Genomic DNA, 26,485 nt, shown 5'->3' on the forward strand with positions numbered 1-26,485 from the left:
ACGGGGATCTTCGAGTGAGCAACAAGCTAACCGAACCGTATTGACTTCTCTTTGAGCCAAAAGATGGGATAATTTATTTCTGGGAAATCCCTTTAAGATAGGACTACCCCTTTCAAGGTGGGTAAAAATTCTCTAAAAGAAATTCCTCTATAATCTCTTACCTCTGTGTTCTCGGCGAACTATGTGGTTAAATAAATTACTTTTAAACCACAGAGGCACAGAGGAGGGCAGTTGCGTGGGCGGGTTTCCCGACTTGAGCAACCTGCCCGTAGCGCAAAGAAAAAAAAGAGATTTTTTGAGTCACCTTGAAAGGGCTAGTCCTATAAGAATGCGATAATCTCTAATCGAATTTATTTTGGAGAAAGGCTATAACGCGCTCGAATGCTTGGGGGTCTTGGTAAAGAAAGCGATGACCGCCCTCGAAGAACTCTAAATACGCACCGGGTATCTGTTTGTGTTTTGCCCGAAGATTGCCAGGAGGAGATATACCATCATAACGACCGCCGCAGATATACACAGGAACATGCAGATCAGAAAGTCGATCATACGTATCGTGACCAGCACGAGCCTCAAGCTGCCGAAGACGGCCAACTTGACAACTTGGTTCTTCTGCACCCTCTTTAGAAGCTGCCAGTGTCTGCTTCAGTAGTTCCTGAAATTGTCTAGTTCGGCTAAAGAGCCAAGCCTGGTCTTGCCAACGAGTATCGGCAATTGTTACCTGCCGATAAGCCACTTCCTCAATCGGGAGGTTCATGAGTTCATGCAGTGGATATGACGACCCAGCAGCACCGCCACTGCTACTACACGCCAAAACAAGACGTTCAACGCGGTGCGGATAGCGCAGTGCCAACTCTTGGGCTACCATACCCCCAAAGGAAATCCCTATAACATGGCAGTTCTCCCACCCGACTGCATTGAGCAAAGACTCAGCATCAGCGGCGTAATCTGCTACGGTGTAGGGAATATCGGGTTTTGAAGTTTGACCAAGACCGCGCTGATCGTAAGCTAGGATTTCAAAGTGTTGACCAAGCGGTGATTCAAAAATAGTGGGTAAGCGGCGTAAGTCACTTCCAGTACCACTAATACTGAGCAGGCGTTGACCTTTGCCACGAATCTCATAATACATTTGCAAATCACGAACAGATACAAATGGCATGAGTATTTTTCCTGATGAATTTCACAGAAGTTAGCTCAGAGAACTGTCGCGATCTCTCTAAAAAAGCATCCTCTTTTTGCCCTTACTGCATGTTGGTGGGCAGATTCTAGTACAGCACGGCGTAAATAAGCAGACCATTGAAAAGCCCTAAAGAGGTTATTTTATAATACTTTTGAATGAGTGACTTTTGACTTCCGTCTTACGGTACTAGTCTGAGCAAAATTTAAAGGGTGCGTTGGCGTAGCCCGCCGTAGGCATCGCACCCTTTAAAATGTAGCATTTACTATCTAATAAGTCGGCAGGAATAAATGAATCTATGTTACGCAATGTAAATTGGATTAAATTGGCTGGTAGTAAGCAGCTCCAGCCCTGACTACAAACCTTTAATTATTCACGCCCACTTACTTAATTTCTGCCAAACACACTGCCAAGGGCACGCGCCATATTTTGCGGTTGCATTGCATCCATTGCGGCGGTGGGTTCGTAGCCGCAGTGAACCATACAATCAGCACACTTGGGATTACCACTCTTCTGGCCGTATTGACTCCAGTCAGTTTGTGCGAGTAATTCCTTGAAGGTAGAGTAATAACCTTCGTTCAGCAGATAGCAAGGTTTTTGCCAACCGAGAACGCTATAACTAGGGCTACCCCAAGGGGTGCATTCGTAGTCCTTCTCACCAGTGAGAAAATCTAAGAACAGCGGATTATGATTGAAGTTCCAGTTTTTCTCACCAGCTTTCACGGGAGCCAGAATTTCCCGGAACAGGGCGCGGGTTTGTTCTCGGTGGAGAAAATGATCTTGATCTGGTGCCCACTCGTAACTGTAGCCGGGAGAAATCATCATCCCGTCAGTATTTAGTGTTTCCAGAAAGTCGAAGAACTCTTGCATATCTTTGGGTTGAGTACCCTCAAAGATAGTCGTGTTAGTGGTGACACGAAAGCCTTTAGCTTTAGCGGCGCGAATAGCTTTGACAGCAATATCAAAAACACCTTTGCGATCTACACACTGATCGTGCAACTCCCGCATCCCATCTAAATGAACGCTAAAAGTCAGGTAAGGGGAAGGTTGAAACTTATCCAGGCTCTTTTCTAATAACAAACCATTGGTACACAAGTAAATATATTTCTTACGCTCAATTAATCCCCGAACAATCTGATCAATCTGGGGATGCAGCAAAGGTTCTCCCCCAGGAATTGAGACAACCGGCGCGCCGCACTCTTCCACTGCGGTAAAGCATTGTTCTGGGGTGAGATTTTGCTTTAAAATTTCCTTTGGATGTTGAATCTTGCCACAACCAGTACAGGCTAGATTACACCGAAAAAGAGGTTCCAACATCAATACTAAGGGGAAGCGTTTACGTCCTAAAAGACGTTGAGTCACAAGATACTTTCCAATATCTATAGCTTGTTGTAGATTAACTGCCATTCTATTACTCCTCTGTTGATCAAAACACCACGTTTTCAGCCCCAAGATTTATCTGTGGGGGTCTTTAATTTTGAATTTTGAATTTTGAATTCCCAAGAGGGGTTGACATACCCCTGAGTCACAAACCAATCCACAGCATCTTTGAGTGCCGCCTTCAGCGAAGATTGGGGCAGACCCAACTCTCGTACAGCCTTGGCGGCATCATAATACATAGGTTGTTTTGCCATCCGAACGCCATCCAATGGGACTGAGGGCAATTTCCCCAAGGGTGCGAGAATCTTTTCATCAACCCAGGCAACACTAAGAGGTAACCAAGCGGGTACAGTTCGTTGAGGTGTCGACAGACCTGTGATATCGGCCAGTTGTTCTAGCAGTTGCTTTAGACTGAGGTTTTGGTGACCTAAGATATAGCGATCGCCTGATTTACCCCGCTGCAAGGCCAGTAAATGCCCCCATGCCACATCCCGCACATCGATAAAATTTAGACCAGTATCCAAGTAAAAGGGCATTTGCCGTCGTAAAAACCGCAGTATTATATCACCCGTAGGGGTAGGTTTGATATCCAACGAGCCAATCGGGCTGCTGGGATTGACAATAACTACCTCCTGACCTGTAGCAACGGCTTGTATGGCTTCTTGTTCAGCCAGAAACTTAGACTTTTTATAGTCACCCACCAACTTTTCTAAGGGACTCTGATGTGTTTCATCGACGACTTGACCAGATGATCCTACCCCAATTGCTGCCACTGAACTCGTGTAGACGGTGCGCTCAATGTTAGCTTTGCGAGCTGCTGCTAACACATTGCGCGTACCCAGGACATTGTGACGGTACAGTAACTCCCGGTCTGATTGCCACAGCGAATAATGGGCTGCCACATGAAATAGGTATTGACAACCTCCCATCTGTTGCCAGAGATTTGGTGAATTCAAATCGCCTTTGACAATTTCCACCTCCAGACCGCGTAGATTCTCCAAATTGCTGCTTGAGCGTACCAGCGCTTTGACTGTGTAACCCTGTTGCAGCAACAACCGTACCAAGTGGGCACCAATAAAACCCGTACCCCCCGTAACAAAAACCTGCATCAATTTGTCCCCCTCTTTTTAAACCGAGGAAACCAATCATCCAATATGGTGTAAACTACCGGCACAACAATCAAACTGAGGATAGTGGAAGTCACGAGTCCACCAGCGATCGCTACAGCCATAGGCGATCGCAATTCGGAACCAGCACCCAAACCTAAGGCGATCGGTAGCATCCCTAAGATAGTGGAGGCAGTGGTCATCATAATTGGTCTGAGGCGCACTATTCCGGTCTTGAGGATCGCCTCGGTGCGCTCTAAGCCAGCACTGCGTAACTGGTTGATATAATCCACAAGCAAAATAGCATTTTTATTGGCTAGTCCCAGCAAAAAGACGAAGCCGATCAGTGAGATCATGCCAAAGTCGCTCTTGGTGATTAGTAGCGCCAACATTGCCCCCACCAGTGCCAAGGGCAAAGAGACACCAATCACCAGAGGGTCTACCCAGCTTTTGAACAGCAAAATTAGTACCACAACAATACACAGGGCAGATAGAGCCAAAGTACTGCCGAAACTGCTAAAAACCTCACCTTGGCTAGCAGAGTCTCCTCCTAAATTTAAGGAAACATTAGAGGGTAACACTGCCTTAGTTTCAGCTACCACTTTGTCAGTAGCATCGCCCAAGGATAGATCCTTGCCAAGATTAGCACTGACATAGGCCACCCGCTGATTATTCAGACGCTCGATCTGAAAAATCGTACCCTGTGGATTTGTTTCACCTGTAACTGTGACATCGGCAAATCCCGGTAGTCTCTGAATCCTTTGTTTAATCGCTTTGACTGCTTTGCTCAGAGCTTGGAGATTATCACCTTGTAATGCTATTTGCAGGGGTTTTTGACCACCGGAATCAACAAATTGAATGTCTTCAACACTGGTAGTTACCCCAGAAAGAGCGGGTAAGGAGGAGCGCAATTGGTCTTGTAGTTCCGCAGTTGTGATTTTGCGGTCTTTCTTGAGCTTCACATACAGTATGCCTTTGTTCGGCTCACCTTCACGAGAACCAACAGTGGTAAATACCGTTTCAACTGCCGGTGATTTTCTGACTACATTTTCTAGTTTCTTAGCAACCTCAAGAGAATTATTTAAAGGATTGGGAATGGGGAATTGGGCATTGGGCACTGGCGACTGGCGACTGGGAATATCGCTCCCTTGTCCTCCTTGTCCTCCTTGTCCCCCTCTACCCAAATCGGGGATACTCGGTAAAGGAGCCGTATAAGCAATATTAAATTCGCCGCGATCGAGTTTGGGAATAAACCCTTTGGGAATTAGTGGAATCAGCACTATACCGGCAATGAAGCTGAGTACAGCTAACCCGATAACTATCTTGCGGTGACTCAAAGACCAACTCAGCAAGTTTCTGTAAGATTGGCTAAACGCCACCCAGATTTTTGCTTCCCGACGCGGGGAGAGCGAGGATTTAGGTTTCAGCCAATAGATAGCCAGAACTGGAGATAAAGTTCGAGCAACTAGCATCGAAGCAAGCATCGCCGCTGAAACGGTGATCCCGAAAGGCTTAAAGAACTGACCGATTACCCCACCCATCAAACCTATGGGTAGAAAAACCGCTACTGCTGTCAAAGTGGCGGCGGTGACTGTCAACCCAATCTCATTTGTCGCTAAAAGCGCGGCTTGGCGAGGAGTTTCCCCATCTTCAACGTGTCGCATGATGTTTTCCACATCCACGATCGCATCATCAACAATACTACCAATCACCAAAGCTAAAGCCAGCAACGTGATTGTCTCCAAGTTGAAACCAAAAATTGCCATGACGATAAATGTCGCCAAAATAGACGTCGGAATCGCCAAGGCAGAGATCAGAGTTGCCCGCCAATTCCACAAAAAAGGAAAAATTACCACTATCGACAAGATGACTGCTTCTAGCAAAGCATCGATTGTTGACTGGGTGGCTTGGCGGATATATTCTGCTTGGGTGGCAGCTAAGGTGAGTTTGACATCCTTGAGGGTAGAGCGTAGCCTTTGAACTTCTTTCTCAACTCGACTCACTACTTCCAACGTGTTAGCACTACCGCGTTTGATTACCTGAAATGCGAGTGCATCTTCACCGTTAAACCGCACTAATGTTGCCCCGGTTTGGGTAAGAGTAACTGCACTCGCATTCGCTGGATTTAGCAAAGGAGTTGTAGCACCAACCCCTAATAGTGAGACTTTCAGGACTCCTGGTAGTTTAGCGATCGCACTCACAATCTCATCTTGAGCTAACTTCGTCAAATCTTTGAGATTCCGCGTCGGACTCTCTATGGCATAGCTAATGGCGGCTGACTCATTTAGATTCAGGGGAATAATTTTGTCAGTTGCTCCCTGAGGCAAAGTCAACTGCTTGAGGGCAGTTTCAACCTTTTTGGTTGATGTTTCTAAATTCGTCCCAACGGCAAAAGAAAGACTAACAGCAGTTTGACCAGGATAGGTGGATGAGCGGATATTCTCCAGTCCTTCTAGAGAGTGGAGGCGTTCTTCCAAGGGTTTGGTGAGCTTCGCCTCTGTATCCAGAGCAGTTGTCAGCGGGGCTGTAGCATTCACAACCACCACGGGAAAGGTAATATCTGGAAACAAGGCATACTTTAGGGAACTGAAAGCCAGAACACCAGCTACCGTTACCGCAATCCAAAAACTCACCGTCAGCCACGAAAATTGAATCGCCAATTTGGAAATATTGAAGATTTCTCGTGCGGATTTTGAGTTATTAGACTTTACCATCTGGGAAAATTATCGTCTGGCTGACACAATTATTAAGCAATTCAAAATTCCAAAACACAATCCTAGCCAGCCTTTTGGCAATTGCTAATATGCACTCTTATGCATGTTAGCTTAGTACTGGCAGCAGCAATCGCCTTCGGTTTGCGAGTTTTGGTCACCACCAAACGGCAATATTACTTATTGTCACTCAGAATATAGCAAAATTTTTCATCCAGAATGGAACTTGAGAAATCAAACTTGGTTCTGGCGAACATAAGGAATTATTCTGAAAAATTTCTCAGCATTTGTCTATTGAAAAATCAGCGCCGGATGAGCAAGTATAATCCCCGACTACTCCAACCGCAATTACTGCCCAGACTTGCCAGCATCGCTCTGGGTACCCTTAAGTTAATACCCAAACGCAAACTTGAAACTCTCAAGAGGGCTAATGCCTAATTTTTTGCCCATCAATACAATTCTGGTACCTCAGGGAGCAGAATATAAAGCTGTGTGTCGCGGATTAAGCGGCGTTACTGGCTCCATCCCAACGATAGTAGCCATACCTGTTGGGATGAAGCCTTTACTCAAATATCTGGAACAATCCCCAGGAAATGGACAATTTCTGGCTCCAAAATCCAGGGTGCTGATTATGGGTATATGTGGCAGCTTGAGCGATCGCCACACAGTTAGTGATATTGTGCTGTATCAAGATTGTGTTTATCAGGGGAAGCAGCAAGAATGCGATCGCACTTTTACAGCACAATTGCACTCTTATATATCAGAAAAAGTATCATTAGTCAAGGCATTGACAAGCGATCGCGTGATTTGGTCTGCCGCCGAAAAACGCCGTTTAGGTGAGACTTTGGCGGCTGATGTTGTTGATATGGAAGGATTTACCGCTCTAGAGTTTTTCAATGCGGCTGGGGTGGCCGTGGCAATGCTGCGAGTAGTCAGCGACGATTGTCAGCATAATATCCCTGATCTCACACCAGCAATTAACTCTGATGGCTCCCTAAACCCTTTTCCTTTAGCGATGGGAATGCTTCGACAACCCCTTGCTGCTACTCGATTGATTCGAGGTTCATTAACAGCATTAAAGGTGTTAGAGCAAATTACAAATTTGCTCTTTTGTGGCTATAGCCTGAAATAATCTGTGATTACTTTTGCTTTTCTATCACGTTAAAACAAACTAATAACTAGAATTATGTAACAATTAATACAAAAAAGCTTGATTTGTGAAATTGTTTGGAGAATAAGCTTTACAGAAACTTTATCGTTATAGATATTAAGTATAAAACTATATTGGGAAGCATAATATATAACCTGATTAAGGTTGGGTTCCATGAGAGCTAATTCCATTGGATTGTGAATCAAAAATACTCTTTTGTCAGGATAGCTCGGAACTAATTTGCCAACTATCGAACAGAATTTATGAAGCTCAATCACAAGCTCTACCTGTACTCGTTCCTAGCTCATTTCCGATGGCTCAAGAAAAGTTACACCGCTAAAATCATGTTGGTGGCATTTTTGGGCACTCATGTACCACTTTTGACCTTACTCTTGAGTTTCCTGATCTCAAACTCCTATTCCTTGGAGATGGCGGTGCGAGTTATGACCGTTGCTCTGTTGGCTACGCTAGCGGGTACGGGTGTCACCCTCTACGCGCTACACCACCTTCTCAAACCGGTTCTTTTGACATCTGCTGCATTGCAAAACTATCTGAACACCAAAACCCTACCGGAACTGCCCACAGAATTTGCTGATGAAGCGGGTACATTGATGGCGGATACTTCACAAACTCTTCACAAATTAGATCAGTTAATTCACTACATCACTAATTATGATGATCTAACTGGATTACCCAATCGTGATTTATTCTGCGATCGCCTCCATCAGACTCTATCCCAACCTGAAAATAACCAGCGCCTTGTAGCTGTCTTTTTGCTGGCTATTGATGATTTCACTGGTATCAGTCATGGGTTAGAGCATAAGATAACAAATTTGTTGTTAAGAGCAGTTGCTCAGAGGTTATCAACCTGCATAGCGCAAACAGATATTCTTGCCCATTTGAGGGGAGATGAATTTGTCCTTGCTCGAATAGACCTTGTTTCTTTTGAAAGTGTGATTCAGCTATCTCATCTGCTATCGAGTACCCTGAGCAAACCCTTTTCTTTAGAGGGTAACTCGATTCATATCACCGCCAGCATCGGCATCACAATTAATGGCCTAAATGATCGTAATAGCGTAGATCAAATCTTGCAACAGGCTCACATGGCACTGTACCAGGCGAAGCAGAGAGGGCGTAGCCAATACCAATTCTATTCGCCGGAAATTAATGCTCAGTTGCAGGAGCGACTGAGTTTAGAAAATGAATTACATGGGGCGCTTGGGCGGCACGAAATGCTGGTTTATTATCAACCTCTGATTGATTTACACAGTGGACAAGTTATAGCTATGGAAGCGTTGATTCGCTGGCAACATCCTACCTTAGGTTTGATTTCTCCAGCAAAGTTTATTCCGATTGCAGAAGCCAATGGTTTGATCGTGCCAATTGATCAATGGGTCTTGCAAACTGCTTGTGCCCAAAACCGTGCTTGGCAGCTTGCTGGATTTACCCCAATTCGAGTATCTGTGAATCTGTCAGCTCGACAGTTTGAACAACCGAATCTGGTTAAAGTCGTCAGCCAAATTCTTGAGGAGACTGGACTCAAAGCATCTTACCTGGAACTGGAAGTGACGGAAAGCTTCTTGATGGCTGATATTGAGCGATCAGTTAAAACCTTAAAACAATTACGAGAACTGGGTATATGGTTGGCTCTAGACGACTTCGGTACTGGTTATTCCTCCCTGAACTATTTGAAGCGATTTCCTGTGAACATGCTCAAGATTGATCAGTCATTTGTAAAGGATGTCATGTCCAATCCTGATAGCGCCGCCGTCACCAATGCGATTATTGCGCTAGCAAAGAGCCTGCGGCTGAACATCACGGCAGAGGGTGTGGAAACCCAAGAACAGCTTGATTACCTAAAAATGCAGGGATGTCATGAAGGTCAGGGTTTCTACTTCAGTTGTCCTGTTCCCGCTGATATAATTGCCCCGATGTTGCAGAAAAGTTCTCAGCAGATGGAGACAATTGCAGCATAAGTGAATGCCTAAGCCAGAAAGTCACCCCCCCTGATAGCGTTTCACTTTAATTTTGATAGAAATGTTTAGCAGGGGGCAGGGAAAGATGAAAAGAGAAATCCGGGATTAATCAGACGAATAAAAGGTGATTTATTTTGAAACTGTGGAAAGCTTTGCAACCATGTGAGCAGGAACTGTCGTACCAAATACTTCCATCTTCCATAATGGTATTACTGAAAATAGCCTTATCGATGTTGTAAAAACCTTCAACTTCCCTCAAATTGACCACAAGTTCAAACGGCTTCTTTTCTACACACGCGACATTCAACAGTTTTTACAGTGCCATACTGCTTTCAATATCCGTGAATCCGAAAAGAATACCGAGAATGAGTAGCTGGGGATTTAATCCAGATAATTAATTAGTTTGCCTACGCGGACTAGCAGAAAATAAAGCTTTTGTAGACGTTCACCAGAAGGTTTAAAGCCGGGTAACAACTGGCGTGCTTCGAGTCATCTTGGTGCTTAAGACACCGTTGCTGAATGTCTTTCTAATAGCAACTCCTCTGCTTGTAGCTGTGCAAAAGTACTCTTTACGAACTCTGCAATCTCTATACGATTCCCACCGGGATCGCGGAGGAAAAACCGCACACATCCTGGAAGTGGTCGTTGATCGGGAATAATTTCTACCCCATGCCCTTTTAAGTGTTCCTCAAAGGCGCTCAAGTTATCAACTTGGAAACAAAAATGTCGTCTAGATGCTTGATTATTGGCGTTTTTCTCTCTACTGACATGCAATTCAATGTTTCCTAGCAAATACCACGCTCCTGAATCGTTTTTCATTACCTCAGGTCGAGGAATTTCAGTCAGTCCCAAAACTTTGCTGTAGAAAGACAGCATTGCATCCTCCACCTCAAGAGGATAGGTTACTTGAATATGATGAACTGCATCAAGCTTCATAAATTTTTCTCCTAGTTTGGGTTAAATTTGGCAAAGCTACAATCACCTTTTGCAGTAATACTGGCGTTTTTGTAAAGTTTTTCTGTTCCAACTCGCCAAAAACCTATGCGACAAGCTTTCCCATACTGATGCGTTCTTCAACGAGATAGCCAAGTTTTCTATAAAACTCAACTACTTCTGCATTGGAAACACGAACTTGGAGATTGATTTTCAGGCATCCCATCGCTACCAATACACTCTCTGCGTGCCCCACTAGCTTGCTACCAATACCCTGCCGTTGATACTGAGGACTGACCGCAACTGTGTATAACCAACCGCGATGCCCATCATATCCTGCCATTATAGTGCCTACAATTACAGAGTTAATCTCCGTAACGAAAAACAACTCAGGCTGTATAGCAAGCTTCTGACTGATTACCAATTTTGGGCTGCTGTGCGACGGGTTATTAGGAAACACCTCATCCCACAGAGCACTGACTGATTCAGCATCAGATTCTTGGTATGGTCTGATATTCATCTACATCTCTAAATCAAAGGACTTGCCTTTACACATTGTTTGTGAAATACTACTCTTTAAACTACGGTAGGTCGGTAAATTTTAAGTAATATAGTAAAAAACTTACCATAAAACATCGCGTCCTCAAAGCAATTACAGGCTAATCTCTAAGATGACAAACACAGAAATTCGTACCGCTGAAGTTAAAGTCCCTAACGGAGATTTGCAAATTGATGCTTATTTAGCTGAACCAGCAAAAGAGGGAACCTTCCCAGCTGTTATCGTGATTCAGGAAATTTTTGGCGTCAATATTCACATTCGGGAAGTTGCTGAGATAATTTGCCAAACAGGGATATGTTGCGATGTCTACGACGGGCTACGCCTACGCTCCGACTTTATTTCAACGCACCGCCCCCGGTTACGAGGGTGGATACACCCCTGAAGATATCCAGCAAGGAAGAGGGTATAAGGAGCAGACAACAGCAGATGAAATATTAAGTGATATTAAGGCAGCGATTGCCTATTTAAGAACCTTACTAAATGTGCAAGGAGATGCGTTGACGCGAAGCGGCTTGCCCTTAGGCATCGGCTCCATTGGTTTCTGCTTTGGTGGTCATGTCGTTTACCTAGCTGCCACTTTACCAGATATCAAAGTTACAGCTTCCTTCTATGGTGGCGGTATTCCCAACTCAACTCCCGGCGGTGGAGAACCAACAATCACCCGCACTCCCGATATTAAAAACCCTATTACGGAACGCTTGCGATTTCTTGTAGCCTTTCGTCCGGCAATTATGTCGCCTTCCTTGGCTGTTCGGATGGCTGCTACTTTTGACCAGATTTCTAACGGTCGAATTATTCTGAATGTTGTCACTGGTGGTGACACAAAAGAACTTGCTAAAGATGGGATTTTCTTAGATCATGATCAGCGTTATGAACTCACTGATGAGTTTTTGACAATTTGGCGATCGCTCATGCAAGGTGATGAAGTAACCTTCAATGGTCGTCATCTGAAAGTTCAAGGTGCAAAACTCCAATTTCCTCCTGTACAAAAGCCTTATCCCACTTTATATTTTGGTGGTTCTTCAGATGCTGCTCTCCAAGTTGCTGCCAAACACATTGATGTGTATTTAACTTGGGGTGAACCACCAGATCAAGTTGCCCAAAAGATTGCAAAGGTACGCCAATTAGCAGCAGAACAAGGTAGAACAGTCCGCTTTGGGATTCGGATGCACGTTATAGTGCGTGAAACTACGCAAAAAGCTTGGGATGCAGCTAATGAACTGATTCAGTATGTGAATGATCAGACGATCGCTGCCGCACATCAACGGTTTGCTCAATCTGAATCAGAGGGACAACGCCGCATGGCCCAACTGCACAATGGTAATCGCAAAAACTTAGAAATTAGCCCCAACTTATGGGCAGGTGTTGGCTTAGTGCGTGGAGGTGCTGGGACTGCCTTAGTCGGAGATCCAGAGACAGTTGCAGCGCGAATGCTGGAATATGCAAATTTAGGAATTGATACCTTCGTTTTCTCAGGATATCCCCATCTTGAAGAAGCCTATCGAGTCGCGGAATTAGTGTTTCCTCACTTGCCATTACAAACTCCGGCGTTGGCATTACCGCAGCAAGTTGCAAGTACATTTAGTGAATTTGTTACCAAAACAGATTTACTCAAACCACAACCTGTGTAAGCAATTCAAAATCACCGTTCGCGCAGCGTCTCCGATAGCGGGACTTAAACAAAATAAAAGAAGCCTACTTCGACATTTTATCTTGGTTTTTTGTGCCTATACTTTTATCCTTTGGCATCAGATGACTGGGGGTCTGAGACGAAGGTGGGCTTCCAAACCTTTGAACACTTTTACTGAAGCTTTAGAAGCCTTTAGAACAGCTATGGATGAGTCGATTTTTTGATTGGTTGACTCATAATCTGTGACGTGTTTGCTGCGAATATCGCTAGTTTAGGCTACATTTGGGCTTAATTTTTGTTTAAATCCCACTAGAGCATCGATTCAGTAATCAAAAACCTAACCCCCCAGCCCCCTTCCCTACAAGGGAAGGGGGAGCAAAAGTCCCCTCTTGGCCTCAAAGAGGGGTTGGGGAAGAGGTTCTTCCAGGATTACTGAATTGGTGTTCTAGTGGAGCGTTAGAATAATTACAACGAGTGATTACATAAATACGCAGCAGTTGGAGTAATGTTGAGATTCTCGTGCGGGGTGATAGTGCTTAACTTTTCGTTACAATAGGTGTCAATTTTTCTGCCCACCTACTTATATAGTACCCAGTGGGGGATTCGCCGTTTCTCGCAAAGAGAAACGGCGTGCAGCAATCTTTAAAAAGTGAATAAGTTGATTTCACTTGCACCAATTAAGAATTAGAAGGAGGGCAAATAAGCTTAACCTTCAGTTCCAACGCAAATCTAATCTCAAGGAGAAAAACAATGTCCAACATCAACAACCACGAAGTAGGTATGAACAAGATTAACTTGGCTGGAAATTTTCAAGACCTTACTTGTGAACAGGCTGCTACCATTCAGGGTGGTGCTCAAATTATAGTATATACGGATGCAAATTTTCAGGGAGACTCTTTGAGCGTTACTGCTGACAGTGCCGGTCAGCAGTATCAATTTACCGACAAGTTCAATAATTCCATATCATCAGCTAAAGTTATTTCTGGTACATGGGATTTAAGGTCAAACGAAGACGGTAGTGGTGTTGGTGGAACATTTGGCCCGGGCGAGTATAGCGATTTTTCAACCTTTGCCGGCCCGTCTATAAATGATACCGTTTCCTTAGCAATAGCTCAGATTGCATAATGACGAAATGACACTAACTCGATGTTCAGCACATAATGATTGATGTAAGTATTCAGTCGCCAGCTATTAGCTCAACCTAGAATATCCCCACCCAATCCGAATTATGGGTGGGGTTCCCGGTTTCCCGGTAGCTTAACCCGGATTTCTCACAAATTCATAAAAAATAGGGATCAAAAACTGCCAAGATATCTTTGCAACTGCTTATAGGCGTTTACAGATGCGGGAGCATCCTGGTTAAAATCCCAAATCATCAACTCCTGTATTACACTTTTGGGGTTGGGTTGTATCCTAGCCTGATTTTGACATATCTAATTCTGTAAACATATGATTTTTATTACTGTTTAAAAAATATTCAAGTAACTTATTTAGCTAAACTCTAAAAATTTCTACGTAGTTACTTCTTTTTACTCAATTCAAATTGATGTGGTATCAAAAAATCTCTGCTATCAAGATTCTATGAACAGATTTTTTCTACTTGTGAGAAATCCGAGTCAGTGCATCGCCTGACTTGATTGCTGGGGTCAATCTAAAATCTAAAATCGTTCGACTGAGCGTAGCCGAAGTCTAAAATCCAAAATTGCTTGACTGCCCAGCAGACCTTGGCAGAAGCTCAGGCGTTTTATACAGATGTGAAGGGGAGACTGGCTCAATATGGGCGCTCACCAGACCATCTGAAGATTATGCCTGGTGTATTCCCTGTCACTGAGCAGAAAGCTAAGGACAAATTCGATCAGATTCAGGAGTTGATCGATCCAGTGGTCGGCTTAAATTTGCTTGGCTCAATGATCGGTGGATTTGACCTGTCCAGCTATCCGTTGGACGGGCCGTTGCCGGATCTACCAGAGACTAACGGCGGCAGAAGCCGTCAGCAACTTTTGATTGACCTGGCTCACAGAGAGAATTTAACGATTCGACAACTGTATTTATGGATAGCTGGAGCGCGTGGGCATCGTCAAATTCTGGGCACACCAGAACAGATTGCCGATCAGCTAGAAGATTGGTTTGTTAATGGCGGGGCAGATGGATTCAACATCATGCCGCCCTGGTTACCGGGAGGATTGGATGAGTTCGTAGACTTGGTAATTCCTGAACTGCAACGTCGGGGTTTGTTCCGCACAGAGTATGAAGCACGAACCCTGCGCGAGAATCTTGGTTTACCCCGTCCGGTAAATCAGTTTAGCAAAGTTGCAGTTCAGGAAGCCGCGCTCGCCTAACTTTATTTAACTTAACGTGAGTTCGATGGCTGGAATTTGACCTCTCTTGAAAAGCTTTGATGCCTACGGCAAGCCGCCCTTCGGGCATCTACGCCGTCAGTCGGCGCTCAAACTTTTCGCTCTCCAAACCTGTCTCCTTCTAGGAGAGAGGCTTAAAAAGCCGATTATTTCATTGCTCCCCCCTCGTAGGGGAAAGAGGCTGGGTAGGAGAGGTTATCTAACTGACGTTAACTTAGATTAGTTCAAACGTACAATAATCACATGGTAAAACTTTTGAGTATTGGTGCCGTATTTTTGCTGCGATCGCTCACAGGTTGCCAACAAAGCTGCTTCTACAACTGCCACCTCGACAATTAGCGTATCGTCTCAATCGAAAATGATGCTTTCACCATCTCCTAATTTTCTCATGTCTGCAAATATGTTTTGATTTGTAAGAAGACTACAATAGGTGGGCTAAGTATAAGGTAGTTAAATAACCTTTAATAATCTGACCATTAAATTTGGTATCAATTAACTCAGCAATCTTATGAAAAAAACGTTCTCTGGTAATCCTATCTAAATTTCTATGACCAGAGTAAGTGTTTAAGAGGTTGATATAGGTTGTAGTATCGTATACTGCATTCCATCGATAAAAGCGATATGTCACTTCGCCGAACAGATTTGTTTGCTCAATCTCGCTCGTTTTATTTGGCACCTCGTTTTCACGGGGAAGAGGCTTGTCATCAGGGCAAACGCATCTAAATATTGACGAGCCAGGATTTGAGTGGAATTGACCAAGACCCTATTCAGACGTGACTTTGAGGAATTAAATATTACCGATTCTAGTAATGATAATCATTATGAGTGGGAAGTTAGAGTTAAGAGAAGATGATTGCCGGATTATAAAATATAATGCTCCCCAGAATTTTGCACTCTTGCGGCAAATTGCAGTTAATCTTTTAAATGAAGAGGAACGTGTCAAATGTGGAACAAAAAATAAACAGTTCCTCGCCGCGATGGATAATAACTATTTAGCAACAGTGTTAGCGTTAGCTTAAAGTAATATAGCAAAATATTCAATTAATATTTTGCAAAAATATTTTAGTTTTTCTCTAGATAAACATATTTTTACATACCTAAATATTAAAGTTTTTAGTATTACTGAATAGTGATTTAACCTGAGACAAGTTAATTACAATTTTAAACAATTAAATCATTTTATTCATTTTTCTATTAAATTTTACAATTATCTATGTTATTTTGAAATTTCCTTTAGTTTTTATTAGTAAATAAGATGTGTTTGCCCTGATTAGGGGTATGTGACCAAACTCAAAATTTGTCAGGGTTTGGTCACACTCACTCTTTGAACCGATTTTTCACAGCTTTTTTGATAGCCTTGAACGTTGGGTCATCAAATGCTGCATCTTCTTTTGCGTCACCTCCATCGACATTATATTTGCCATACATTACGCCACTTGGGAAATACAATCCTTCACCCGTATCGATCCCTTTACGAAGGAACAATACGTATTTTTTGCCAGGTTCTAATGGGGTGTATTCATCAAACACTCGAATGTAGGATTTCCCGTTTTCTTGAACTACAGCCGCTTGCTGTCCAAGACAAATTTCTTTGAGGGATGAGTCTCCCTTAAAGACTTTGTTCACCTTAAAAGGGACTTCTGAAACAGCCGTAGTAATAAATCCTTCGTGATCCTTGCCAATGATCGGTCGTGCTTCAGCAACAGACTTGTCTGTCTTCTCAATAACAATGAGGTCTGATTTGGCGATTAAATCATCAAGTCCATCAATAGGAATGATTGAACCAGGAAGACGCTTAACTAACAAACCTTTGATTGTTTCCACTTTTTGGGAAGAAACTTGATGAACTTGAGGTTTTGTCCCTGCAGTTGGCTTAGGACGGGCTTGCAATGAAGCCACGCTAGCTAACCCCGATAAGACAGGAATGAGAATAAGAGCAATTAAGGAATGTTTCTTCATGGTTGAGTTTTCTGTGTATGGCTGGTATCAGAATGTCCTATTGCCGATAAATTTATGTAAAATTATATACAAATGTTAGTAGTTAATGGCAACACCAAGTTAAACGCGAAGTAGCAAGAGTCCACTTCTTAAAGCTTCATTCCACAGAGCCGATTTTTGAACTTCTAGTAAAGAAAGAGGTGAATTTACGGGTAGGGGTAGCTCTTGTTGCAGAGATAGTTGCCACCATCCGACATCGTGCCACTCACTAAATTTATACCCAACTCTGCGAAATACACCTACAGGCGAAAAACCAACAGCCTCATGCACAGCGACACTTGCAGGATTAGGCAAAGCAATCGCAGCAAAAACGTTGTAATATCCTTGGAGTTGCAGCAACCCAAAAAGGGAAGTGTACAAAGCCTTCGCAACTCCTTTTCTGTGATGCTCAACATTTACGTACACAGATGATTCCACAGACCATTGGTAAGCGGCACGAGTCCGGTAGGGAGTAGCATAGGCATAGCCTAGAAGTTCACTGTTAATTTCACACACTAGCCAAGGCATCTGCTGTTGATAATTCTGGATGCGTTGCTGAAATTCAGTTTCGCTGGGAGGCTCTATTTCAAAGGAAATTGAAGTTTCCCGGACAACTGGCGCATAAATTGCCAGCATTTTTAAAGCATCACTTTCATTAGCTAGTCTAATTACAGCCTTCACAGCAGATCCTTTTTGGGCTAAAAATTAATTATGCAAACTCAACATACTCAATAATGGTTCCATCAGGATGCATGGCTCGCATATTGACTCCGGTGGGAACTTTGTTAGGTTCCACCAGAATTACTGCACCCTGCTGAATAAGTGCTTCTTTAAAATCATTGAGTGAGTCAACCAGAAATGTTGCGTGTGTACTCTTAAATGGAGAGAGTGCTTCTGCTGAACCAGCAATTAAAAGAATAGAACCCACACCTGCGAGTTCCAACTCAGCCTCGGAATATTGAAACCACAACCAACATTTTTCTGTAAAGAGGTTTTCATAGAAAGCGATCGCTTCATCCAAGTCTACAGGATTAAGATAAACTCTGGTTAATACTTTAATAATTTGCATTGCAAACTGTCTATTAGGCAGCTAGTGTATTTTATTGTGCTTACTCGGCAATCATAGTTAACTAAGATTGATCAATCAATAGTCTATTTTCCATTTTTAAAAGGTCTTCAACTGTCTGTTCATCTAGCTCTAGATAAGGTTGTTCGCTATCAATCAAAATACATTTCATTTCTACACCTTTAGCTCCACAGAAGTCATCTGTATAGCTATTACCAATATATATACATGCTCAAGCATGAGTACTTAGCTTCATAGAATGTCTGAAAAGTTTTTTGTATACACCAAACGCTTAGAGGGTGTTCAACACACCATTTCATGCACAAAGTCTACCTTGGCAGCACGAAAATCTTTGGCATGAGGGGGGAACCGTAATGACCAAGGTGAATATGCTCTCCCCAATAAAACTCCAGGATGCCGTCTTGAGTCCATTGATCGTAGGCAAGAGTAACAGAATCACTCGATTGGTAGCGGCGGGCACTAAAAATATAGATTAACCCCAGCCCTAACGCCACCGTCAACAACAGCCAGATAATGTTCATCTAAAAACTCCTTTGAGTGTGGCAACCGCATCTATTTATAACGGTAATGAAACACGAAACTCTGAATTTATTCAGCGTACACATTAGCCAAACAAATAAGCGTATCAATCTTTTTTGTGAATAGTCACGCCAAAGAAAATCATCGTGTGCGATCGCAATTTATGCTGTAAGCATCGCTCGCAAATATCGTCCTAACTTTTGTGCCTTTTCTTCTGGTGTCAAATAGCGATCGCCCCATACCAACTTTTATGAGAAACTATTACTAGTAGCGCATTCACGTAAAGCCTGCGGCATAGCTACGCTTAGGGCGCAGCCTAAGAAGAGAAGTGACTCGAAGGCGTGGGGAGTGGGGGGATCAGCAAATATTTAATACTTCTGAGACATCCTCTCAAGAGTGTGTCAGAAGTCTGTGAGCTATCTGCTAAACCTTTTTCCCCTGTGCATAAATAAAATAGTTATCTGTCACCTTCACCTCAGCCTCAAAACCTGCTTTTTTTAGCTTATCCTTAAGTTCATCTGGCTGATAAAAAATTTTGAAAATCTGAAACTCTTGGTCATTATTTAACTTACGGGTTTTATATATGTTTCCGTCGTCTTCAAGGATATGATTGTTAGCCGTGGATGTCGGTTCAAAGAAAGAGTCAATGATAAATACTTGTCCACCAACGCGAACAGATTGATAAACTTTCGTCAAAAATGAATCGAGTAATTTTGGCGGCACATGAGAGAGCCAAAAGGCAAAGAAAACTAAATCATATTCAGTGTCAGGTTGCCATGAAAATAAATCCTTAATGTAATATTCAACACTCAGTAAATTTAATTTCGAGCGATTAATTGTAATCACTTCTTCAGAGGCATCGATCGCAGTAATTTTTTTACCGATATTTAAAAGCTCCTGCGTCCAGATACCTGTTCCACATGCTAACTCTAAAATATCATCCACTACGCCAATTTGGTGTAATGTATTTTTGATAACAGCTACTTCATTAAACCAGCGCTGATTGTTTTCGATACCGCGATCGTAGCGTCCTTTCCTATAGAACCACTGATCATATTCCTTGGCTCTAGCGCGATAGTACTCAATTTGTTGTTGAAGAATATTATCTGTCATCGCGTGCTTTGTGATCCGATTGGGTTTAGATTTGACACCAACAGCCATAGCTTTAAAGAAAATTTTTTATTCAGCGAATAAACTTGCTTTTTAGCCTTAACTATGTGATATTTTTATCATTCTCTAATCATACGGTAAATCAATAAACTTGCCGGAGTTATGCCGTAGGTTTGCTGAAGTCTGATATTAATTTATCCTGAAAGCAGAGTGATGATGTTAACTAAATTATCTCCAAGTCGATTTTTGGGCATTGCGTTCGCCTTCCTCCAAAGGTTCCAACAACGAAGAATCCGCAGCTTTTCTATACTATTTGCAGTGGGACTTAGTTTAACTTTGGCTGTCTCTGCTTGTTCTCCAAGCGCAAGCAACAACTCTGGCACACAACAGACAACTAATCCCAGTCCAGCAGCTAGCGGCACTACAGTTCACATAGGTTACCAGAAAGCGTCAACTGTCCTCTATGCACTGAAGGCGAGAGGGGAATTAGAGAAAGCTTTTGCAGCTTCAGGATCTTCGGTAACTTGGTCAGAATTTCCGGCTGGCCCCCCACTCCTAGAGGCATTGAATGCAGGCAGTATTGATTTTGGCTATACCGGAGAATCACCACCTATATTTGCTCAAGCTGGGGGTGTTCCTTTGGTTTATGTTGCCTACGATCCTTGGAGTCCCAAGGCTGAAGCTATCCTGGTGCCCAAGGATTCACCGATTAAAAGTGTAGCTGAACTCAAGGGCAAAAAAATTGCTTTTGCCAAAGGTTCTAATGCTAACTACCTATTGGTGAAAGCACTGGAAAAGGCAGGAGTACAGTACAGTGACATCCAACGAGTAACTCTCACTCCTGCCGATGCTCGTGCTGTATTTGAGAGAAAAAACGTTGATGCTTGGGCAATTTGGGACCCTTACTTAGCCGCAGCAGAAGCAGCAACAGGCGCACGTACTTTAGCAGATGCGACGGGATTAGCTCCCAATCGTGGTTATTATCTGGCTGCAAAATCTTTTGTTGATGCCAAGCCGGATGCCTTAAAAATAGTTTTAGATCAGGTCAAGGAAGTTAGTAACTGGGCAAAGAATAATCCTAGTGAAGTTGCTAAATTTCTTTCCCCTGCTTTGGGTATAGATGCTCCTGTGTTAGAAATAGCAGAAAAGCGGCGTGAGTATGATGTACTTCCTCTCACAGATGAAGTGATTACTAAACAACAAGAGGTTGCAGATACCTTCTACAAAATTAAATTGATCCCGAAAGAAATCAAAGTTAAGAAAATTGTTTGGCAAGGCAAAGTGAATAATTCGTAATTCGTAATTTTTTAATTACAAATTAGGCTGAAGAGTAATCATCGCTAAGTAGGTAGACCTAATTAAATGTAAAATAAAGTTTTTGTTCGTAGTAAGCGATTTACCACTCTATATAAGGTTGTCAAGGGCTAGAGCCGCTTATCCTGCGCGAAAGCAAACTCGTTGGCGCAGACCAAGGTAGAGAGGAGGCTGCGCTATCGCCCTTGGTCTTTTCCCTTCTCTACGAGACGCTGCGCGAAGGGAGAAGACTACGCTAACTCACTAAGCTGTTCCACAAAAACCAAAGCATATATTGGATGGGCGAGACGCCCACTCCACAAGAAAGGTACAATTTCAGATTATGTAAACTACATGTGGTTTAGGTTACTAGCTTTGATTTAATTAATCTCTTCTACTTGGTATCGTTTATTGCATCACAGAGCATGAGCTTATACACGGCAGATTGCGCTTTTAATCGGCTGTGATATTCATCCTTTGAGCATTATGAGAGTTCGTAAGTATCTTACCTCACCAATAGGTTTAAATCATGCAAAGAAAATCAATTGGTATCACCACTGGCTAGGGGAAGGCTTAAACGCAATCGAAGATATTCTAGTAAGCGGTAAATTTTGCGGCAGTTTTTGTTATAATGACGAACCAACGATCGCAGATGCATTCCTCATACCTCAAGTTTATAATGCCGAACGATTTAAATACTCTTTAGACCGATATCCAACTATTCGTAAAATCTACAAATCATGTATATGTCATCCAGCCTTTATTGCTGCACAACCACATTTGCAACCAGATGCTTCTGAATACAGTCCTGAAGATGAATATTGAAATTAGCTTATGAAATATTTATTATTGGATTTTTAAAGTATATTAGGTTATCGTGAGTAAATATGGAGTGAGACTTTACATTCAATATTAAAAAGTAATAAAATCCGAAATATAAAACTAGAAGATATTCGACCATTCTTCAAGTTAAATACTTTTCTAATTGTAAGTCTCGAAATTATGTTTCTGGTTTGTTTCAACCAGAAAATTATTCACTAATAATGAATTCTAAAAGTTATTATGCCTTTGTTAAATTCCAAAAATCGATTTTTCGGTACGCTTAACAGCCGAGATTTAAGTGCTACCCAGTTAAGTTTGCTAGTTATATTTGGTATGTTGTTCTTTGTAGGAACCAGTATTGGTGTAGCGCAAGTCAGAACAGCACCTAAGCCTGGATTCACACTGCAACTTTTACATACTTCCGACCAAGAAGCAGGTGTTCCGGCGCTGAAAGATGCACCGAACTTTTCTGCGGTGTTGAATGCACTCAAAAATCAGGATGCAAATCGTGATGGCAAGCCTGATTATCCTAATACCTTAATCCTTTCATCTGGAGATGCCTATATTCCCAGCCCCTTCTTCTTTGCCAGTGACACAGTGTTTGGTGGACAGGGAAGAGGAGATATCTTAATTCTAAATGCTCTTGGTTTTGGTGCGATCGCATTTGGTAATCATGAATTTGACTTGGGTACGAGTCTTGTTGCCGACTTAATCCAACCTAAAGAAGATTACCCAGGCACAAAATTTCCTTATCTCAGCACGAATCTAGACTTCAGCACTGATAAAGACCTGGCAAAATTAGTCACTGCTGATGGACAAGAGGCAAGTAAAATTCCTCATAAGATTGCTCGTAGCACCATCATTACCGTCAATGGTGAAAAAATTGGTGTAGTTGGGGCGACAACTCCGACACTGCGGACTATTTCTTCTCCCGGAGGTGTGACTGTGTTGCCTAAAAAATTTAATGACCGTGATGCCGCAGACATCGCTGCCTTAGCTGCTGAAATTCAAACTTCTGTTGATACATTGCTGACAAAAAACCCAGAGATTAATAAAGTCATTCTGTTGGCGCATATGCAGCAAATTGCGATTGAGCAAAAGCTAGCAGGATTACTCAAGGGAGTAGATATTATTGTTGCTGGTGGTTCCAATACCTTACTAGCTGACAAAACAGACCGTCTGCGAGTGGGTGATAAATCTGCTGGAACTTATCCAATCCTCAAAAAAGCAGCAGATGGTAATCCGATAGCCATAGTTAATACTGATGGTAACTATCGCTATGTTGGTCGTCTAGTAATTAACTTTGATGCCAATGGAGTGATTATTCCGTTTAGTATTGACTCTAAAATCAGCGGTGCTTATGCTACTGATTCCCAAGGTGTAGCAGCTATCGGCGGAAAACCCGACCCCAAAATTGTCGCCATTACAGAAGCACTTAAAAAAGTGATTATTGCCCAAGATGGTCAGATTTTTGGGAAAACCAACGTCTTCCTTAACGCCTGGCGGGGTGATGTCCGCACCCAAGAAACCAATTTAGGGGATTTGACAGCCGAAGCTAATTTAGCGATCGCCAAGCGATATGATCCTAAAACTGTCATTTCCATCAAAAATGGCGGTGGTATTCGTGACAACATTGGTATATATACCTTTCCCGCAGGTTCGACTCGCTCACAGGATGTTATCAAATTGCCACCCCAAGCAAATCCTGTGGCAGGTAAAAAAGAAAAAGAAATTTCCCAACTTGATATCACCAATGCTTTACGGTTCAACAATGGCTTGACTTTAGTTACCTTGAGTGCAACAGAACTACTGGCGGTGATTGAACATAGTGTAGCAGCCATAGCACCCGGTGCTACCCCTGGCAGTTTTCCTCAAGTAGCGGGATTAGCCTTTAGCTTTAACCCCGACTTGCCAGCAGGTAAGCGTGTCAAGTCCCTTGCTATCAAAGATGGGAAAGGCAAAATTATTGATGTAGTAGTTAAAAATGCAGAGTTAGTGGGTGACCCTAATCGCATCTTCCGCACTGTTACCCTCAATTTCCTCGCAACTGGTGGTGATGGGTATCCTTTTCCCAAAACAGAAGTGGTTGATTTGACATCAAAAGATGCTGATAAGAGCAAACGCACAGGTTTAGCCACCTTTGCTGCTGATGGTTCTGAGCAAGATGCATTAGCAGAATATCTGGCTGCTAACTTTAAGCAAATTCCCTTTGCTCAAAAGGATGTGCCACCTGCCGAAGATACTCGCATTCAAAATCTCAAATTGCGTAAAGATATGGTGTTATCAAATCCATTACCCGACGGTAAATAACAAACTCTAACATATTTGCAGTATGACCAATCTCAGCGTTAACCTTAACAAAGTCGCTTTACTCAGGAATGCTCGAAATTTTGGTAGACCGAGTGTGATTGAAGCGGCTTCTACCTGCATTAAAGCTGGCGCACAGGGAATCACAGTTCACCCACGCCCAGACCAACGACATATCAAGCCCGAAGATGTCGATGCACTGGCGCAGATATTGACTGTTGAGTTCAACATAGAAGGTAATCCGTCACCTCAATTTTTAGAGATAGTCCGAAAAATCAAACCAACCCAGTGTACTTTAGTTCCCGATGCCCCAGATGCTTTCACATCAGACCACGGGTGGGATCTGGCTACAGATGGCTCTTGGCTCAGACCAATCATTCGAGAGCTAAAAGACCTCGGAGTTCGAGTCAGCTTATTTATGGATACTGATTTAACTCAAATTAAACGTGCTAAAGAGATTGGAGGCGATCGCATTGAGCTATATACAGAACCTTATGCTACAGCTTTTCGTAATGGCAATGTAGAGTCTGTATTTCAAGACTACCAAAAAGCAACAAAAAAGGCTCAGGAAATTGGTTTAGGAGTGAACGCTGGGCATGATTTAAATCTGCAAAACTTAGAAAAGTTTTGTTCAATTTCTGGCATACTTGAAGTGTCTATTGGTCATGCCCTGATTATTGTTTTTATATTCAGACCATCTTGATTACAACTTTCACCTAGATTCTGTATGGGAGATGCTGCGTATTGCTAAAGAAATCAGAATATTTCCCCTAATAACTTTAATGTGGAAACATTCACAACATTTAGATGAAATAGTAAAACATTACACTTCAAGGGGTTACAAGATAGATATTGAAAAGGTTGAATACGAACTACAGCCAGGTGGAAATAAAATGTTGAAGATAACAAGAGATGTCAATCTTATTCGTAATTCGTAATTTTCAAATGCTTAGATCCCGACTTAATATTAGAGGATGTTTGAAAAGTCCTCTTGTCGGTAGCAAAACGTTATAGATCCCTCTAAATCGCCCGATAAATTGGGGGACTTTGATTCCGGTTCCCCCCTTTTTAAGGGGAGCCAGCGCGGGAACAGGGGTCTCCCCAAGTGGAGCGACTGGCGTGGGTTAGGGGGGAGCAATATCAGGGTAGCAGATTTCTGAGATTTGGCGGGATATTCGAGTGGATAGTTACTGTGATTTTGACCAACTGCCAACTGTTAGTGTTGAGTCTGCTGCTTCCATCTCCGAGTTTTCAGTATTGTCAACCTCAAGAGCTCGGAGCAATTCTCGAATTACATCTGTTGCTGGCCTTCCTGTCAAAGCACAGTAGCGTTCAAGTTTCTTCATTTCCTCGCTTGTGAGATTTATTGTTAGTCGTTTAACAGCCCATTTTTTATTCATAATCCTCTTTTGTCTTTAATATGTTGCTTTTTGTTGAAATCACCAAGTCATAACGATTGCTCCCGCAATGCATAGCCTACACCACGGACTGTATGAATCAAACGCTTTTCTTTATTTTCTTCTAACTTAAGTCGCAAATAACGGATATAAACCTCAATAATATTAGAATCACCCATGAAGTCGTAACCCCAAACTTTCTCTAGAATTTGGTCTCTAGTAAACACCTGACGGGGATGTGAAAGGAGATATTCTAATAAGTCAAACTCTTTTGCTGTTAACTCAATGCTTCGTTTACCCCGAAATACTTCACGGGTGCGGCGATTTAAGCTTAAATCTTCAAATTGCAACAAATCCTCGTCTGTTTCTTGCGTGCGGCGGAGATGGGCGCGAATTCTAGCTAGTAGTTCCTCAATGCTGAAGGGCTTAACCACATAATCATCGGCTCCTGCATCTAATCCTGCGACGCGATCGCTCACTTCATCTTTTGCTGTCAACAAAATCACTGGTACTGTACTGCCTGTTGCTCGCAAACGGCGACAAATTTCCAAACCTGTCAGGCCGGGTAGCATCCAATCCAGAATCGCTAAATCTGGCGATGAGTCTCGCGCTAGGGTTAGACCAGCGATGCCATCATGGGCTACACTTACTTGGTATCCTTCGCTACTAAGTTCTAATTCGACAAATCGCGCCAGTTTGACTTCATCTTCCACCAAAAGGATATGTGCTGTCATATTTTTGCTCCTAAAGCAGGTAATTTCAGAATAAAAGTGCTACCATAACCTGGCTCTGAAAGGACGGCAACTTTGCCTCCCATACCTTCGGCTAGGTGATTTCACAATAGATAAACCCAAGCCTGCTTTGCCAGTCGAACGAGTGCGGGAAGGATTAACTCGGTAAAAGGGTTCAAAAATGCGAGACTGCTCCGATATGGGAATGCATCACCCTTGTCTCTAAGTTGAATCACTGCCCAACCATTAGCCTGAATGAGTTGCAA

Annotated in this window: 24 protein-coding genes and 3 pseudogenes; 12 read left to right on the forward strand and 15 right to left on the reverse strand. The window is 42.8% G+C overall.

The features are described 5' to 3' along the window. Positions 1-340 precede the first annotated feature (340 nt). The 4 genes from V7K85_RS18830 to V7K85_RS18845 all read right to left on the reverse strand — a co-directional run bounded on the left by V7K85_RS18830 (position 341) and on the right by V7K85_RS18845 (position 6,374). The gene (locus V7K85_RS18830; protein ID WP_334815412.1) at positions 341-1,156 is read right to left on the reverse strand and encodes an alpha/beta fold hydrolase; all 816 of its coding nucleotides are present in this window, start codon (positions 1,154-1,156) and stop codon (positions 341-343) included. A 405-nt stretch (positions 1,157-1,561) separates the two neighbouring features. Then, entirely contained in the window at positions 1,562-2,581 is a 1,020-nt protein-coding gene (hpnH, locus tag V7K85_RS18835; RefSeq protein ID WP_334815413.1) for an adenosyl-hopene transferase HpnH, read from the reverse strand. Between the two features lie 35 nt (positions 2,582-2,616). Then, positions 2,617-3,663: a hopanoid-associated sugar epimerase gene (hpnA, locus tag V7K85_RS18840; RefSeq protein ID WP_334815414.1), complete on the reverse strand. Its 1,047-nt coding sequence runs from the start codon at positions 3,661-3,663 to the stop codon at positions 2,617-2,619. Further along, complete coding sequence (locus tag V7K85_RS18845) at positions 3,663-6,374, reverse strand: efflux RND transporter permease subunit (RefSeq protein ID WP_334815416.1); 2,712 nt, start codon at positions 6,372-6,374, stop codon at positions 3,663-3,665. The genes hpnA and V7K85_RS18845 overlap by 1 nt, the downstream gene beginning before the upstream one ends. Before the next feature lie 427 nt (positions 6,375-6,801). Between V7K85_RS18845 and V7K85_RS18850 the strand changes: the two genes are divergently transcribed. Both V7K85_RS18850 and V7K85_RS18855 read left to right on the forward strand, forming a co-directional pair. Then, positions 6,802-7,503: a 5'-methylthioadenosine/S-adenosylhomocysteine nucleosidase family protein gene (locus V7K85_RS18850; protein WP_334815418.1), complete on the forward strand. Its 702-nt coding sequence runs from the start codon at positions 6,802-6,804 to the stop codon at positions 7,501-7,503. Positions 7,504-7,784: 281 nt separating this feature from the next. Next, positions 7,785-9,497 carry a putative bifunctional diguanylate cyclase/phosphodiesterase gene (locus tag V7K85_RS18855; protein WP_334815420.1) on the forward strand — a complete coding sequence of 571 codons (1,713 nt, stop codon included), beginning with the start codon at positions 7,785-7,787 and terminating at the stop codon, positions 9,495-9,497. A gap of 501 nt (positions 9,498-9,998) precedes the next feature. On the opposite strand, the gene V7K85_RS18860 is transcribed toward V7K85_RS18855, so the two are convergent. Together V7K85_RS18860 and V7K85_RS18865 are read right to left on the reverse strand one after the other, a co-directional pair. After that, entirely contained in the window at positions 9,999-10,433 is a 435-nt protein-coding gene (locus tag V7K85_RS18860) for a VOC family protein (RefSeq protein WP_334815422.1), read from the reverse strand. A gap of 103 nt (positions 10,434-10,536) precedes the next feature. Beyond that, complete coding sequence (locus V7K85_RS18865) at positions 10,537-10,950, reverse strand: GNAT family acetyltransferase (protein ID WP_334815423.1); 414 nt, start codon at positions 10,948-10,950, stop codon at positions 10,537-10,539. Between the two features lie 151 nt (positions 10,951-11,101). Between V7K85_RS18865 and V7K85_RS18870 the strand changes: the two genes are divergently transcribed. The 5 genes and pseudogenes from V7K85_RS18870 to V7K85_RS18890 all read left to right on the forward strand — a co-directional run. Continuing rightward, on the forward strand, positions 11,102-11,371 hold the full coding sequence (locus V7K85_RS18870; RefSeq protein ID WP_334815424.1) for a dienelactone hydrolase family protein: 270 nt from the start codon (positions 11,102-11,104) through the stop codon (positions 11,369-11,371). Next, entirely contained in the window at positions 11,292-12,620 is a 1,329-nt protein-coding gene (ssuD, locus tag V7K85_RS18875; protein WP_334815426.1) for an alkanesulfonate monooxygenase, read from the forward strand. The genes V7K85_RS18870 and ssuD overlap by 80 nt, the downstream gene beginning before the upstream one ends. Positions 12,621-12,654: 34 nt before the next feature. Then, positions 12,655-12,911: pseudogene (locus V7K85_RS18880) on the forward strand (IS701 family transposase); the annotation flags it as partial. A gap of 458 nt (positions 12,912-13,369) precedes the next feature. Then, entirely contained in the window at positions 13,370-13,744 is a 375-nt protein-coding gene (locus V7K85_RS18885) for a beta/gamma crystallin-related protein (protein WP_334815428.1), read from the forward strand. 584 nt (positions 13,745-14,328) lie between these two features. Further along, a pseudogene (locus V7K85_RS18890) lies at positions 14,329-14,958 on the forward strand (nitrilotriacetate monooxygenase); the annotation flags it as partial. A gap of 439 nt (positions 14,959-15,397) precedes the next feature. On the opposite strand, the gene V7K85_RS18895 reads toward V7K85_RS18890, so the two are convergent. Beyond that, on the reverse strand, positions 15,398-15,652 hold the full coding sequence (locus V7K85_RS18895; RefSeq protein ID WP_334815430.1) for a hypothetical protein: 255 nt from the start codon (positions 15,650-15,652) through the stop codon (positions 15,398-15,400). A 145-nt stretch (positions 15,653-15,797) separates the two neighbouring features. Between V7K85_RS18895 and V7K85_RS18900 the strand changes: the two genes are divergently transcribed. Beyond that, positions 15,798-15,995, forward strand: coding sequence for a hypothetical protein (locus V7K85_RS18900; RefSeq protein ID WP_442940600.1), 198 nt, complete (start codon positions 15,798-15,800; stop codon positions 15,993-15,995). Between the two features lie 298 nt (positions 15,996-16,293). Here the strand turns inward: V7K85_RS18900 and V7K85_RS18905 are convergent, their stop codons facing one another. The 5 genes and pseudogenes from V7K85_RS18905 to V7K85_RS18925 all read right to left on the reverse strand — a co-directional run bounded on the left by V7K85_RS18905 (position 16,294) and on the right by V7K85_RS18925 (position 19,672). Next, positions 16,294-16,935 (reverse strand): hypothetical protein, encoded by a 642-nt coding sequence (locus V7K85_RS18905; RefSeq protein ID WP_334815431.1) that lies wholly within the window; start codon positions 16,933-16,935, stop codon positions 16,294-16,296. Between the two features lie 99 nt (positions 16,936-17,034). Further along, entirely contained in the window at positions 17,035-17,634 is a 600-nt protein-coding gene (locus tag V7K85_RS18910) for an arsinothricin resistance N-acetyltransferase ArsN1 family B (RefSeq protein ID WP_334815433.1), read from the reverse strand. Positions 17,635-17,662: 28 nt separating this feature from the next. After that, positions 17,663-18,022, reverse strand: coding sequence for a VOC family protein (locus V7K85_RS18915; RefSeq protein WP_334815435.1), 360 nt, complete (start codon positions 18,020-18,022; stop codon positions 17,663-17,665). Between the two features lie 306 nt (positions 18,023-18,328). Beyond that, positions 18,329-18,561, reverse strand: a pseudogene (locus V7K85_RS18920) (SAM-dependent methyltransferase); the annotation flags it as partial. Between the two features lie 421 nt (positions 18,562-18,982). Then, positions 18,983-19,672, reverse strand: coding sequence for a class I SAM-dependent methyltransferase (locus V7K85_RS18925; protein WP_334815437.1), 690 nt, complete (start codon positions 19,670-19,672; stop codon positions 18,983-18,985). Positions 19,673-19,885: 213 nt separating this feature from the next. Between V7K85_RS18925 and V7K85_RS18930 the strand changes: the two genes are divergently transcribed. From V7K85_RS18930 to V7K85_RS18945, 4 genes are all read left to right on the forward strand, one after another. After that, positions 19,886-20,965 (forward strand): sulfonate ABC transporter substrate-binding protein, encoded by a 1,080-nt coding sequence (locus V7K85_RS18930; protein ID WP_334815618.1) that lies wholly within the window; start codon positions 19,886-19,888, stop codon positions 20,963-20,965. 483 nt (positions 20,966-21,448) lie between these two features. Continuing rightward, the gene (locus V7K85_RS18935; protein WP_334815439.1) at positions 21,449-21,787 is read left to right on the forward strand and encodes a hypothetical protein; all 339 of its coding nucleotides are present in this window, start codon (positions 21,449-21,451) and stop codon (positions 21,785-21,787) included. Positions 21,788-22,024: 237 nt separating this feature from the next. Beyond that, the gene (locus tag V7K85_RS18940) at positions 22,025-24,094 is read left to right on the forward strand and encodes a 5'-nucleotidase C-terminal domain-containing protein (protein ID WP_334815441.1); all 2,070 of its coding nucleotides are present in this window, start codon (positions 22,025-22,027) and stop codon (positions 24,092-24,094) included. A 22-nt stretch (positions 24,095-24,116) separates the two neighbouring features. Beyond that, on the forward strand, positions 24,117-24,794 hold the full coding sequence (locus V7K85_RS18945; protein WP_334815443.1) for a pyridoxine 5'-phosphate synthase: 678 nt from the start codon (positions 24,117-24,119) through the stop codon (positions 24,792-24,794). Between the two features lie 484 nt (positions 24,795-25,278). On the opposite strand, the gene V7K85_RS18950 is transcribed toward V7K85_RS18945, so the two are convergent. The 3 genes from V7K85_RS18950 to V7K85_RS18960 are packed head-to-tail and all read right to left on the reverse strand — an operon-like array spanning position 25,279 to position 26,426. After that, on the reverse strand, positions 25,279-25,491 hold the full coding sequence (locus V7K85_RS18950; RefSeq protein WP_334815445.1) for a ribbon-helix-helix protein, CopG family: 213 nt from the start codon (positions 25,489-25,491) through the stop codon (positions 25,279-25,281). Positions 25,492-25,538: 47 nt separating this feature from the next. After that, positions 25,539-26,222, reverse strand: a complete 684-nt coding sequence (locus V7K85_RS18955) for a response regulator transcription factor (protein WP_334815447.1) — start codon at positions 26,220-26,222, stop codon at positions 25,539-25,541. Between the two features lie 39 nt (positions 26,223-26,261). Further along, positions 26,262-26,426, reverse strand: a complete 165-nt coding sequence (locus V7K85_RS18960) for an ATP-binding protein (RefSeq protein WP_334815620.1) — start codon at positions 26,424-26,426, stop codon at positions 26,262-26,264. Positions 26,427-26,485 lie beyond the last annotated feature (59 nt).

Origin of the sequence: Nostoc sp., assembly GCF_036917615.1 — a bacterium.
Classification (GTDB): Bacteria; Cyanobacteriota; Cyanobacteriia; order Cyanobacteriales; family Nostocaceae; genus Nostoc.